This is a genomic window from Desertivirga brevis (assembly GCF_017355835.1).
The window spans coordinates 88,585-101,930 of sequence record NZ_JAFEWF010000001.1 but is presented as its reverse complement, the minus strand read 5'-3'; the positions used below and the strand labels follow the sequence as shown (position 1 = coordinate 101,930).

10 protein-coding genes and 1 pseudogene are annotated in these 13,346 nt (G+C 38.6%); 4 read left to right on the top strand and 7 right to left on the bottom strand.

Features of this window, described 5'->3' with window-relative positions; translation table 11 throughout:
• The first annotated feature begins 13 nt into the window (after positions 1-13).
• The 3 genes from J4N25_RS00410 to J4N25_RS00400 all read left to right on the top strand — a co-directional run bounded on the left by J4N25_RS00410 (position 14) and on the right by J4N25_RS00400 (position 2,545).
• Positions 14-1,201: a winged helix-turn-helix domain-containing protein gene (locus tag J4N25_RS00410; RefSeq protein WP_207420139.1), complete on the top strand. Its 1,188-nt coding sequence runs from the start codon at positions 14-16 to the stop codon at positions 1,199-1,201.
• 154 nt (positions 1,202-1,355) lie between these two features.
• Complete coding sequence (locus J4N25_RS00405) at positions 1,356-1,940, top strand: hypothetical protein (protein WP_207420138.1); 585 nt, start codon at positions 1,356-1,358, stop codon at positions 1,938-1,940.
• 176 nt (positions 1,941-2,116) lie between these two features.
• The gene (locus J4N25_RS00400) at positions 2,117-2,545 is read left to right on the top strand and encodes a hypothetical protein (protein ID WP_207420137.1); all 429 of its coding nucleotides are present in this window, start codon (positions 2,117-2,119) and stop codon (positions 2,543-2,545) included.
• A gap of 406 nt (positions 2,546-2,951) precedes the next feature.
• Here the strand turns inward: J4N25_RS00400 and J4N25_RS00395 are convergent.
• From J4N25_RS00395 to J4N25_RS00365, 7 genes and pseudogenes are all read right to left on the bottom strand, one after another.
• Positions 2,952-3,815 (bottom strand): annotated as a pseudogene (locus J4N25_RS00395) (penicillin-binding transpeptidase domain-containing protein).
• Between the two features lie 134 nt (positions 3,816-3,949).
• A complete protein-coding gene (locus J4N25_RS00390; RefSeq protein ID WP_207420136.1) occupies positions 3,950-4,426 on the bottom strand; it encodes a hypothetical protein in 477 nt (158 codons plus the stop codon).
• Positions 4,423-5,106 (bottom strand): LytR/AlgR family response regulator transcription factor, encoded by a 684-nt coding sequence (locus J4N25_RS00385; protein WP_207420135.1) that lies wholly within the window; start codon positions 5,104-5,106, stop codon positions 4,423-4,425. The genes J4N25_RS00390 and J4N25_RS00385 overlap by 4 nt, the downstream gene beginning before the upstream one ends.
• Positions 5,096-5,926, bottom strand: coding sequence for a sensor histidine kinase (locus J4N25_RS00380; protein ID WP_207420134.1), 831 nt, complete (start codon positions 5,924-5,926; stop codon positions 5,096-5,098). Before J4N25_RS00380 ends, J4N25_RS00385 begins: the two co-directional genes overlap by 11 nt.
• Before the next feature lie 472 nt (positions 5,927-6,398).
• Entirely contained in the window at positions 6,399-7,595 is a 1,197-nt protein-coding gene (locus tag J4N25_RS00375; protein WP_207420133.1) for a GAF domain-containing sensor histidine kinase, read from the bottom strand.
• A 303-nt stretch (positions 7,596-7,898) separates the two neighbouring features.
• On the bottom strand, positions 7,899-10,499 hold the full coding sequence (locus J4N25_RS00370; RefSeq protein ID WP_207420132.1) for a DUF3857 domain-containing protein: 2,601 nt from the start codon (positions 10,497-10,499) through the stop codon (positions 7,899-7,901).
• A 238-nt stretch (positions 10,500-10,737) separates the two neighbouring features.
• A complete protein-coding gene (locus J4N25_RS00365; protein WP_207420131.1) occupies positions 10,738-12,408 on the bottom strand; it encodes a glycosyltransferase family 39 protein in 1,671 nt (556 codons plus the stop codon).
• Between the two features lie 203 nt (positions 12,409-12,611).
• On the opposite strand from J4N25_RS00365, the gene J4N25_RS00360 reads away from it, so the two are divergent.
• Positions 12,612-13,313 carry an HAD family hydrolase gene (locus tag J4N25_RS00360; protein ID WP_207420130.1) on the top strand — a complete coding sequence of 234 codons (702 nt, stop codon included), beginning with the start codon at positions 12,612-12,614 and terminating at the stop codon, positions 13,311-13,313.
• The last annotated feature ends 33 nt before the right edge of the window (positions 13,314-13,346 follow it).

The window sequence follows — 13,346 nt, the reverse complement described above, 5'->3', positions numbered from 1 at the left end:
CTATTTTTACCTCGTGCAATCCATCTCACTAACACAAAAACAAGCAAGGAGAATTATTCTTTCAGCGGCCGGCTTAGCAAGGAAAGGGCAGTTTGGAACAGGAAAAGACGCAGTTTTCAAGGTAATTGATCATTTGGGCTTTGTGCAGTTGGATACTAATTATGTTGTTGAGCGCGCCCATCATCATGTGCTTCAAGCTCGTGTCCCTGATTACCAAACCGAATGGCTAACGGAACTTGGAGAGGAAGGGCTGATCTTTGAGTATTTTTTCTCCGATGCTGGTTATTTACCAATGCGCGACTTCCGCTATTCTCTTAAAGTAAAAAATGCTTTTAGGACCCAGGGAAAACCTTTCACTAACCCTCAGGATAATTTAAGAAAGACAATTATGGACATGGTGGAGCGGAACGGTCCTGTAATGGTTGAAGATTTTGAAAATGACCGTATAGAAGCCAGCACTGGATGGTGGGATTGGAGACCTTCCAAAGTTGTACTCGAAAAGCTATATTTAATTGGAGACCTCATGATTAGCCGAAACAAGGCTTTTAAAAAGATCTATGATCTTCCCTTTAACTTAGTACCTCCAGAAACCGATCAGACTGTCCCGACTGATAATGAATTTGTTAGCTTTATTATTCTTCGCACATTAAAGGCAATGGGGATTGCTTCAGCCAAAGAAATGAACTGGTATGCGAGAAGAGTGAAAGGCAATCCGCTGAAAAATGTTCTCGCAGAGATGGTTGAGCAGGGTGAGATTAACATCGTTAATATTGAGCGGATTAAAGGTCCGCACTATATGCTCGCAAGCCAGGAGACCGAAGTTGAATTAGATAATGATGTGTTTATTCTTTCACCTTTTGATATAGTTAATGTGTTCCGTTCCCGCTTGGCGAATTTCTTCAATTTCGACTACCAGATTGAGTGCTTTGTCCCTGCCAATAAGAGAAAGTATGGCTATTTCTCACTTCCGATACTTGCAGGAGACACCTTTATAGCCCGGATGGACGCTAAGGCAGATCGAAAAGCTAAAGTATTGATTGTACACAATCTACATTTTGAGCCTGTTGTACTCGATCTAGTTACCATTGAAAAACTGATAACCTCATTAAAATCTTTTGTGTTATTCAACCAATGCCGGGATATAATTTTTAAGAGGTCGAATAATGAAGGGTATATGAAAGTGATCAGTAGGAGCTTTTAATGATAATCATTACTTTCGGATACCCAAGGGAACTTTTTGTCCTTTTGGTTACTCTATTTATTTTTACATTATCTCTTATTAATGCCAAGGATTTTGTTGAATTAGATCGACAGCATCCTTTTTTTAATTATTTTACAAAACCCATCTCTTTATCATGAAAAAAAAATGCCTTATCATAACTCTGCTTGTAATTGAATTTCTGAATAGCTATTCGCAGACTGCCGAATTAAAACCCTTTACTACTAAAGGTTCGAAGCTTATTGTGGAAGAATTGGTAGACCTCCATAATCCAATTGTAACGAAAAAGTGTATTTTTTCTGCTTTCCTTAAGTCATTTGAGCCTAATGATGAGCATGACTTCAGACTAGTTGATAAAGAGGCTGGTAAAATTTTATTAGCAACCACCATGCATAACACACCAGTAAGAAAGGACGACCTTTTTGTGATTGATTTAATAACTGATTTTAAGGCGCAGAGCGGGATGTATAAATTAACAGTGCTTGTTGATAACGCAAGGATTATTACCTCTAAATTGCCAGATTCGGCACATGTTAAGACAATAGTAAAAATCGATCTAGCAAGGATAAATAATGATTTTTTTTACGACAAGAAAATAACAAAGTACAAAAGAGAGCTGGCTGCACAATATCTTATCGAAGCAAATGAAATAATCTATAGATTCATTGGCTATATTAAAACTGAGGTAAACCGGCGAGCTTTAGTTACCCTCGAATTATAACCTCCTCATGAGGTAAGAAGAGAGCTAGACCATAAGTACTGGTAGAAATATGACTTGATTTATAAGGCGATCAAAATCTATTTTTAATAAATAACTTATTTTGATCATGTCTTTGTACATTAGCCAAATAAACCTAAAAACTATATGAACCTACTCACTAGTTGGTTTGAAGCTTAATGGATAAGGAAAAATTTTTATCGTCAGAACAGATGTCGCAGTTTCTCAAGTATGAGGATTTACCTGCTCAACATGTTCAATTTACTGAAACAGTGTCCCCGGAAAACTCTACCACATTGTATTCCTGCAGATTAAAGAAAACAGAATTCCTTTCCGCAGAATTTGCATGGTTTGCGATCTCCTCCGCATTGAATGACGACCCTTGCGAAATGTGTTACCGTGACTTTGAATTGATGCCGTACCAGGAATATTACGCTGAAGTAACTATGTGGGCCATTTTTTGCAACTTCGACATGGACAAGTTCTTCCCTGGGCCGGAAAAACCTCTTTCTATTTTAAGATTAGCTAAAGAACTCGATCGTAGTGAGTTTTTATTGGATTACGAGAATGAATACGCTTACATTCTTATCGAAATGAACCATCCCTAGCAACCTGATTCATCCTGGTGAATCTGTAAAACTTGTAACGCGTCCTGATATTTCGCAAATCTGTTTCTTTTCATGCTTCTAACGTTCTAATCACTGTGATTTTTAGAAATAATTAGCTATTGCAGGCGCGAGAATTTGGTGATGTTTGACTAATTTGAGATTGTAAGAAAGACTTTGAACTATCTGGTCTTTTCGTGCTCTGAGCATTTCGCTCAGAGCAGGACCGTTTATATGTTGAACCGGGAACCAACAGGGAATATCTTGATTTACCCAGTGAGAATATCCTGATACACCAACTTAATCAAACTACGTGCCACCGATCATAGATGAATAATTGGCAGTAAAAACGGTATCCTATTGCTGATTTGGCATTGTTTTCTAAACCTACTTATAATAATTGTCTTATTTACTGAATTGCTTGCAGAGATTTTAGTACTGATTTGGTTATATTCTTACGACAATCTGCAAAGTCCTTTCGATTTTTGGTCCGGTCCTGGAGCAGCCTTGTGGCAAAGAAAAACACGTTGCCATTGGTTTCGACGTAACCTACCCACCACCCATTGTTCTGGTGTTTATACCTTGCCCAGCCTGTTTTAGCCCGTATAGTATAAGAGGAACTTTGTTCGGTTAACATAACCCTTTTTACAATGTCTATGCTTCTTTTAGAGAATGGTAATTTCCCTTCATAAAGTCTTTTAAGAAAATCCACCTGATTTAAAGGGGTAATTCCCATTGGGCCAAAATTCCAGAAATCAATCTGCGGCTCTACGAGGTTTAAGTTCCTTTAACCGGATTCGGAGAGGTATTTCATATAAATGTTTCGATCAAGCTTCCTGGTAATTTCCAGGAAAACCCAAACAGCTGAAACTTGAAAAGCTTCTTTAACAGACATATCATGATATATTTCCGGCCTGTTGCCATACTTCACGGTGTCTGTCAATCCCTGCCATTTTATAACCTGGTTTTCGTCAGTAATAGTTTTTGTTTCGAGGGCGATTAGCAAATTGATGATTTTGAAGGTGGAGGCAGGCAAAGTTTCCAGGAATATACTACTCGTATCTGAGATATACCATTGCTTACGATTGTTATCGAGAATAACAACAGAACCTTCCACTTCGCACTCATCAAAATACTTTTTAAAATCCGGTCTTATTATGGCTCCTGATGGTATAATTCTATCATCAACAACTTGTCCTTGAGCATTTGATAGGGTTATAACCTGTAAGCAGAAATATGTCAGGAGATATACGAAGCAAGAGGGTTTTAACATTTTATGAGATCATTTAGCAGGTAAATTTAAGAATAGTATTTGCCAAGCCTTGAAGAAAAAAGGGTTTGAAATCTAGTAATTTGCCTGTAAAGTAGTAGAACTAATTTCTTTTGAGTTGCCAAGATACCTTATTTCTATTTGATATACTCCTTCAAATCACCTCCATAAGCCTCCTTTAGCAGGACAACAACTTCATTACCAGGAACGATAACCGGAAAATCGTTTATATGCCAAACTCGTTTCAAATTATTTTTGTGCCACCGAACTACGTTATCGAATAACTTATTCTCTGCCTTATACCTATTTGGCCAGCCTACTTTTAGCCTGGGTTTTAAGTTCGCATTAAACCATTCAGGAGAAAAACGGAGGTATATGTACATAAAGTTTTCGGTTGACTCTGGCCCCGGTACTAGAATTGCTTCCTGCACTCCAAAAATGTTCTTGCCTGTAAAAACAACGGCGTCATCCACAAACACGGAATCTTTGACCTTAAAATTCTGTACATGGTATACCTGTTGCTCGCTATGCTGGAGTTTAAACAATCTGTCGCCGAAGTATAAGCTACTAAGAATAGTACCCACAGTAATAATGTAAATATAAACTGGCTTCATCTGTTAGAATTTATCAATTGAAAGAACCGATCACGGTAACTAATACCAATATTGATCTGCTTTCCATCTAAATGAATAATATTTCTTTCGATACTTTTAACCTTATCAAGGGCTACGATATAGGATTTATGTACACGGATGAAGTTTGAATTCAACTTCTTTTCCATATTTGAAAAACTCTGGAGAGTTAATAGATGCCTTTTCTCGCAAACAATGTTGAGGTAATCCTTCATGCCTTCTATATAAATAATCTCTGAAAGATCAACTCTTTCCATCCTGTATTCCGTCTTTACAAAGATACCGGAGGTTTGTATTTCACTCCCCCTTAGTTCTTCCATTACTTTTTCAACCGCTTTCATAAAGCGACTGAAGGATATTGGCTTTAATAGATAATCGCTAACCCGGAACTCAAATCCCTGCAGGGCGTACTCGCTATAGGCCGAGGTTATTATAATTTTAGGAGGATGAGATATTGTTTGCATAAACTGAATTCCGTTGAGCTGCTCCATCTGAATGTCTAGAAATATCAGGTCAACAGGGTGTGACTTCAGAAACAGGAGTGCTTCAATCGGATCTTCAAAACATCCGGTAAGTTTAAACATAGGAACCTGGCTTACGTACTGCTTAATTTTTTCACGCGCCAGGGGCTCGTCGTCAATGATGATGCAGTTAATTTCCATTTTGGGTAAGGATTAGTCTTATATCAAAAACTCCATTCTCTTTCAGGATACAAAGTTCATGTTTATCAGGATAAAGAAGGTTCAGGCGTCGCTGTATATTCTGCAGACCTACTCCCGAACTCTTGTCCTTCGTGGCTTTACTATTCTCATCATATTTGTTAGCACAGGTAAAAATTAGATTACCCTGAGCTATTTCCAGCCCCACGCGGATGGCGAAAATGGATCTTTTGTCTGAACTGTGTTTGAACGCGTTTTCAACAAATGGAATCAGCAACATCGGAGCTACTTTAAACTCTCCTACATCGTCCCTTATATCAAGCTTTACTAGTTCCTTGTTAGACGATCGCAACATCTCAAGCTCGATGTAATTGTTTAGGTAAGCAATCTCATCAGCTAATAAAACCATGTCGTTTGAGCTTTCGTAGGTAGTATACCTCATCATTTCAGACATCCTTATCAACGATTCGGAGGCCCTTTGCTTTTCGTCTACCTGTATGAGTGTATCAATATTATTAAGCGTATTGAATAAAAAATGTGGGTTCAACTGAGCTTTTAATAATGCCAGTTCTGCTTCCGCGCTTTGTTTGAGTATTTGCTTGTTGAGTTCCTTTTGTACTCTTGATCGTTGTATGAGATAAACAATGGCACTTAAAATGGTAAATGGTACCCACATGGCAATGACTACCGGGAGGATAGAAATTACAAATGATGTCCAGAATGATCTGTGGTCAAATATCATTCGCGATACAAATAAAAGAAGAAATGAAACTGTGATAAAAGCAATTGTAATGGTAAGGTTCTTTCCTTTTAGTCTGAACAAGACACAGTAATTTAAATAAAAAATCAAGGAGCCGGGTATCATTATCCACATAATAATTGAGAAGGAAGCATAGACTGCCGTTATCTGGTCCCGAGGATCTTTATGTAATTGGGTCGAAATCAAAGCATAGACCGTAATCAATGAAATACATAAGCCAGTCCAGAAGTAAGAATGTAATTTTATCTCAGGATTGTTCATCTTATTCGCTTAGATATTCTAAAATGCCCCTTTACTAGTTACAATAAAAATGTAATCTACCATTGTGATAATTCCCTCTACCAATATATGTATTTAGGCTATATGAAAATTGTCGTTAAGTCAAGGGATGGTAGTTTGAAGGCTCTCAATTTCAAATTGAAACATCGCCGGGGAGGCGCTTACTTTACCTCAAGTAGAACGTTCTTAAATCCAATTGTCGTTTGAATAACTATATTTCCCTTGATAACCTTCAAGGATTTCAAACAGGAAAGACTTATTCTCGGCATGATAAAATCAAACTAAAACACGTTTCTACAGGATCAGAGCTTACCACAAGATTGCCACCATGGGCCTTTGCTATTTCGGATGCGATATATAATCCTAAGCCTAGCCCCTGCTGTCCTGGTTTTACTTCGCTCCGGGAGAAGGGCTTGAACAATCGCTCCATTGCAGCTGAAGGGATAGGATCGCCGGAATTTTTAACCTTTAAGATGTACCTACTTTCTTTGCTTTCGGATGTTACAAAAACAGGTTTATCAGCCGCGCCATGGATCAGTGCGTTTCCAAGGATATTAGAAAATAGTTGTCCGATGCGTTTACTATCACAAATAACAGGTAAATCAGCATTAAAACTTACTTCTATTTGGCGGTTTGGCCAGATTACTCTTAGCTCATCTATCACGTGGTGCAATACTACGTCAAGTTCCGGTTCTGATTGTAGATGGAGCGAGAATCCGTTGCCGAAGCGTCCACGGGCAAAATCAAGCATATTTTCTATCAGCGCCTGCATTCTAAAAGAGGAATTCTGAATAATGCCGAGTAATTTATCAGCCTTTTTTTCAAGCGGCATTTGTTTAAGCACCTGAATTCCGCTGGTGATTGCCCCCAGAGGATTACGCAGATCGTGTGCAAGGATAGCAATGAATTGCTCCCTGAATTCTGCGGTCTTTTGTTCCTCCTGAAGTTCAGATTTACTTACCTCGATTTGTTGCAATGTATGAAGGTGAAAGGAAATGAGCTCGGCAAACAGCTTAAACATCTCCATAATTTGAGGATTTTTAAGTTTGGCCGGCTTGGGATCAATAGCACATAAGGTTCCGAAAAACTCACCATTGTGGCGGAAGATGGGATAGGATATATAACTTTGAAAGCCATACATTGCTGGAGTATGATGATTGGCGAAAGTTTCATCCTCGCTAACATGATCGATAACAACGGGTTGTTTATGTTGACGAATCTCGTTACAAATAGTAGTTACCAAACGAAGTTGTTCTCCGGCTTGCAAGCCAAAAGCAATATCGTCTTTTACACTGCATGCTACCCAATGCAAATCAGTAACTCGGGCCACAGCTGCAAAACCCAATCCGGTAGCATGGCAAACTACCTTCAATATGCCAGGAATTGCCTCAATTTCGGTTATTGCACGAATATCTTCTTGAATGTTAATAGGCAGCTTGTTATCTGTAACCATAGATAGAATGGTGATGTTAACTGATAAATATTGAAACGAAAATAATATTTTTTCCTTCAGATTCAAGTGATACCAGGTTACATAGAATAAGTTCGGGCTAAGCGAAATGAAAAGCTTCACCCAAACTTAAATAACCGCTTTTTTTTAAGAACAGCTATATACGAATATTGACGTACTGCTGAACTTGCTTTTTACCCGTTCAATACCCTCTTTTAAATTGTCGGATTGCTCCTTTCCAAGGGCAAAATTAAATGCTTGCTCATAAGCATGAATTGCAGGTTTTAACTGCTGATTTCTTAAATTTTAAACTCCAATCTCTTCATCTTTTTTCTCCACCTCTTCTTGCACTTCAAAATATTCTTCAGGATAAGGAATTATAAATGTTTCTTTTACACGGGATGAGCGAGATAAATAAGCAATCCAAACAAAAGAACCTATTATCCCTCTTACTGTATTTGCGTCGGTAGTGTCTTTTATATTCAAAAATACGGAGGCCAAAAAGGTATCTGCTAGCGCAAAAATTAAAGAGAACCCTAGGACAGCGCCGGTAACTTTTGGAAATATATCTCTCTTCTTATACATTAGGAACAGGCAAAAGGCGGCTCCCAGAGATAAAAGAATATTACCTGCGACTTCAAATACAAGCAGAATTTTGAAAGCTGTAACCATCTGCCGGCCATCATATGCCGCCCACAAATTTGAACTAAAATATTCCTGACTAATAACAAAGTAAAGCGGTCTGATAACTGTTGCTAAAAGGGAAAAAGCCAGGAATATGAGCCAGCCTCCTATCCCTGCTGGTTCGTATTCAGGCATTTCGGTTGCAGTATGCATGGTAGCTATACGAATTATTGCATAAACTCCTGAAGCTAAAATAAATAGGGCAAAGAGAAGCATGGGGTAATTAGTTCCTCCTCCAGCCTTTGTCGCGTCAGGGTTATAAGTAAAGGAAAAGCCAAGGTAATTATTATCAATGTCTTCGACATCCTTTACCACCTGTTTTACATCTGATGTTGGAATATGGTCTGCAGTAAGGCTGTACTGGTAGTCCAGATTTAATGTATCTCCTACTGTAAATGTGCGGTAATAAAGTCTGTACTGACTTCGTGATATTTCTTTGTTCTCTGGCTCAATTCTCCAGCCACCGGGGAGTACAATGGAAGCCGTATAAGATATGGAGTACTGATAGTTTAGGTAGGCAGGACTTTTTCTCGTGGCAGCCACCTTAGGCAGAACGTTTTCTATCTGGTAGGCGTAGAACTCCCCCTTACACCCCGACTTATCTTTTTCTCTTTTAAGGAAGTTGTCGATTTTGTAGAACTCCTCGATCTCGAGTTCATTTTTGCCCCGGTTGTCATTAATCTTTACCGTATCAACTGCTTCAATCTCCTTATATAGTCGCGCATAATAGTCTAAATAGCTTTTCTCAGCTTCTGTAATGCTTTGATTTGCTAATGACGATCGCACACTTTCGGCCATATTACCTGTATATTTTGTCTTTACATATAGGGTTGCTCCCATCGTCGCGGAATCAACTGTAAATGTTTCCCGCATGGTAGAAAATCCGGCTGCCACCTCAGGTATTGTACTTAAGGTATTGCTACCAGGAGACACTATAAGAGCCATGCGGTAATTGGGGAACCATAGGTCCGTACCCTTGCCTCCCTGTCCGCTAATGGTAGGGTCTACCCAAATTTGCTTCCCACCGACATAGGCAATTACAACCGCATGGTTGAAATTTAAAGGTGAAGGCAAATAACTTGCCACTTTATCCTGGTAATAGGTATTAATCAAAGCCATATTTGCCTTGATACCTCCAAATTCGAGGATAGACATCAACAACAATGATTTATCCTTACAGTCGCCGTAACGTTGGTCAAAAACTTTTTGAGGATTGTGAGCTTTATGGGAATAAACTCCCATCTCCACTCCCATATATCTAACCTCATCTTGAACCAAGGTAACAGCATCACGAAAGTAACCAGAAAGGTTACCTACATTTTTCTTTTTCAGAGCCTGCACCCTTGATGCAAGTGCTCCTGAGAAACTCGTAATTGGCTTATTTAATTCATTAGCCCATATAGCTACTTCTTTCCAATTCTGGTAATCGCTGATTTGGACCCTCTTAAAATCATTATACCATGAAGGTTGATTTTCTTCCTGGATTGCTGCCTTAACCATTAAAGCCTCCCAGGTGTAACGTTTCATTCCATTAAAACTTTCAATTTTAGGACTGTGAACCTTGTTGAAGTACTTAAAGTTCAAATTTCGAGATGAAGAACAAACTACACTTAAATAAGCCTTATTAATAGCTGTATATCCCTGGAGATAGAGTTCCTTACTAAATTTCCCTTTGAAAATAGGATTACGTCCAGTAATGGAATATGAATATTCAATCTTATCTCCTTTTCGAATATCATCAAGGATAAGGTAAGCAGAGTAAGTGCCCTGGTAAATGAAACGGGAAAGGTCTTCCTCGTTTGCAATTACTTTAAAAGCTTTTAAATTCAACCTGTTGGAGGGCTTTCCATTTCTCCAAATAATGATTTTGTGGAATTCCAGTTTCTGAAAAGAGGGATCAAAATCAACTGAAATTTGAGATGCATTCTGTACTCCCGACTCACTGATGATCTGCTTGCAGTAATGTAGGTAGGAAACTTCCTTTTCTACATGCTCTTGCATATCCACAAGAGTGAAATAATACCCTTCACTTACCTCACGAGAATTTACTCTTTGAGCTGATTCGAGTATCGGGTTGATCCAGGTTGGATTAGCTGAGGAAAAGATCTTGGGAATTTGAGCTGCATTGGATGCAAATGCTGAAATGGCAATAATGCTAAAAGAAATTAAAAGTGCTTTTAAGGAGCGACTAGCGGAAGCTGGAGCTGAAAAAACAAAATTCATAAGGTTTGGCAATTACTAACAAGTGTGAACCAATAAATTGTTAGTGGTAAATATAAATAAGAAGGGGTTATAATCCAAAGGCATTAATCAAGAGAGAATCTGAAATGCCGTATCATGGTGCTTATACTGTCTCTCCTGTAAATTAGAGGGTCTCGCTGCCAGTAAATTCGAGATAAAATACCGGTGCTTTAACGAAGCGGAAAAAATCAAGGGGCTGAAATGCAGCCCCTCGACTTCTTTATTTTAATTGCTTTACAGTTACCAAAACAACCCTCGCCTGCTTGGTATCAAAAACATCAGACTGCTTTCCTAGAGTGGAAAAACGCTCGAGTGTTTTATTACGAAGGGAATAATTTTTCCAGTACCACTCTGGATGTCCATCATAATCGCCGATATCCACCCAGTAATCCTTTTCGTACACGATCCAAACCCGTTTGTATTTCTTCAAGTTATTAATATCCTTATTTAGGTTATTCAAGTAATCTTCCGCATTTTGAGAAACTTTTCTGTAATCGTTCCCCCGAATTCCATCATATCTAAGATCATACGAATCTTTATAGAAAAGATAACCGTAACGAATGTTCCAGTAAACATAGACTGCATCCCCAGGCTGAAACCTTTGGTTAACATATAGCCAGCAATCCCTTTGGTAGTTTCTTTTATATCCTCCAAAAAGATTAGTATCAGCTACCTGAGCGGCAGAAGTACCAAGCGGCCCGAGTAGTAGCAAAAATAGAAGAACTGGCTGAACATAGGTTGTTTTGGAAAAAGTATGCGAAATACGATCAAATCCTTTGGCAATGAAAATAATGATTAATGGACATAAGAAGAGGATAAGTCGCTCGTAAAAGGGATATTGCCGAATAGCCGAGGCAACCATGGCGAGCAGCACTGGCAGAAATAGTATCATGAAAACCTTAGGATTCTTTCTGATATAAAAGACCATACCGACAACCCACAATGTTAAGGATATTACACCCATCCTACCAATAATCCGAACCACTCCATTGTCTACATCCACAAACTCCCATAATAGTCCTAGGGGGTAAAACAACATCTTGTATGGCATTTGCAGTAGGAATGACAAATCAGCAAACGATTTAGGAGGAATAGGGAGGTATGCTTGCCTGATGTCAAACCAGTCGATTAACCACCCTGAATTTGTTTTTTGGTAGGTAAAGAGGAAGAAGTTCATGAGGAAACTTAGCATCCACATTGAGAATGGAATAGCCTGAAGAAAAGCTCTTTTCCATCTTCCACGAATAATATTATTAATGGTAATAGCTAACGCCATTCCAGTTAGGACAAAAATTGAAGAATAGGAGAACCAGATAAGAAGAGCTCCACCTATACCCCAACCTATTAGTTGAGGGATTTCCTTTTTATGCTGGTACCTGACGTAAAGATAAAGGGCAAGGATAGTAACAAGTACTTCGACGCCGTATTGTTTAATTTCTACCGAATGGTAAATAAAAGGTGGCGCCAAGGCGAGAATGCCAACAGCGGCAGCGACTGCAGCAGTACTTAGAAAACGCTCGGCAACTTTTTTAAAGAAGAAGAGTGAAGCTATCCCACTTAAGAGAGGAATAAGCCGGAGAGCCATTTCCTGTTTTCCAAATGCCATGACTGATAATTTCACCAACCACAAAAAGCCAATGGGTGCTTTTTGTTGGTACTCAAGAGGCTTTACCGCTAATTCCAGAAAATCCATCTTTAAAAAGCTAAGGCTTAAATACATTTCGTCTGTCCACAGTGACCGGTTGTAGATATAATGGAAGAGACGAAAAAATATACCAATGGCTATCAAAACATAACTTAATGTTCTATAAGCTGATTTCGAAAAGGTAAAAGCTTTAGTGCTTGTTTGGGTTTCACCACTTAATGCTCCAGTCCTTGTTGTTATTTGCATACGTTTTCAACAGGTAAATGTTTGCCCTAAAAAAATACGGGCAGTAGATGTAAAACGAAGGTAAAGACTTTAAAAAATAAAATTTCATAAAAAAAGGCCTTTTTATAGAGTATTTTTTATAAATTTCGCAATAATTAAATAGTACAAATAAAAAGCAAAACACTCACCGGAACAAGTTGTAGTATTTTCAATATTTAATTACAATGGAAGCGAACAAGCGGCTCAACATTGAAGACATCAAGGCTGTAATATTTGATGTAGACGGAACACTATACGAACAGTCGAGATTAAGAAAAAAAATGCTTTTCATTTTATTGAAGTACTATTCATTGCGTCCATGGCGATTCAAAGAACTTCAGGCTTTATACCATTTTCGCATTGAAAGGGAGAAAAGGCCTGGATATTCCTGTGAAGACCTGGAGAATGAGCAATACACCTGGTGTTCGGATAAGGTAAATCTTAAGCCAGAGCAAATAAAGCAATTGGTAGATCGGTGGATGTTTAATGTACCCAATCAATACCTTCCAGGATGTGTTTTTCCTGGCATAAAAGAACTGTTCGGTATATTGAAAGGAATGGGCTTGAAAGTTGCAATTTACTCTGATTACAAAGCAGAAGATAAACTTAAAGCAATGGACCTGGAAGCTGATCTCATTATTAGCTCGACAGACCCTTTTATAAGTCGTTTAAAGCCCGATCCTAAGGCCTTGCTCTATATCGCCAATAAATTTGGACTGCCGCCAAGCAGCTGTCTTTTTATCGGCGACCGGGAGGAACTGGATGGCCAGTGTGCAATGAACGCCGGAATGCCCTATCTCATTATCGACAAAAAACCTTTCAACACGTTTGATTTTTACACAAACCTGATTGCTGAAATTTCTCCCGCTTCCGCAGAAGTACAATAAAACATTCTTCGAACATCGAAGATAATAATACCA

Bases quoted from the DNA above. Each gene is read 5' to 3' on its own strand.
- J4N25_RS00370 (WP_207420132.1), bottom strand. From the start codon at position 10,499: ATGAATTTTGTTTTTTCAGCTCCAGCTTCCGCTAGTCGCTCCTTAAAA.
- J4N25_RS00400 (WP_207420137.1), top strand. From the start codon at position 2,117: ATGGATAAGGAAAAATTTTTATCGTCAGAACAGATGTCGCAGTTTCTC.
- J4N25_RS00365 (WP_207420131.1), bottom strand. From the start codon at position 12,408: ATGCAAATAACAACAAGGACTGGAGCATTAAGTGGTGAAACCCAAACA.
- J4N25_RS00375 (WP_207420133.1), bottom strand. From the start codon at position 7,595: ATGGTTACAGATAACAAGCTGCCTATTAACATTCAAGAAGATATTCGT.
- J4N25_RS00385 (WP_207420135.1), bottom strand. From the start codon at position 5,106: ATGGAAATTAACTGCATCATCATTGACGACGAGCCCCTGGCGCGTGAA.
- J4N25_RS00360 (WP_207420130.1), top strand. From the start codon at position 12,612: ATGGAAGCGAACAAGCGGCTCAACATTGAAGACATCAAGGCTGTAATA.
- J4N25_RS00390 (WP_207420136.1), bottom strand. From the start codon at position 4,426: ATGAAGCCAGTTTATATTTACATTATTACTGTGGGTACTATTCTTAGT.
- J4N25_RS00405 (WP_207420138.1), top strand. From the start codon at position 1,356: ATGAAAAAAAAATGCCTTATCATAACTCTGCTTGTAATTGAATTTCTG.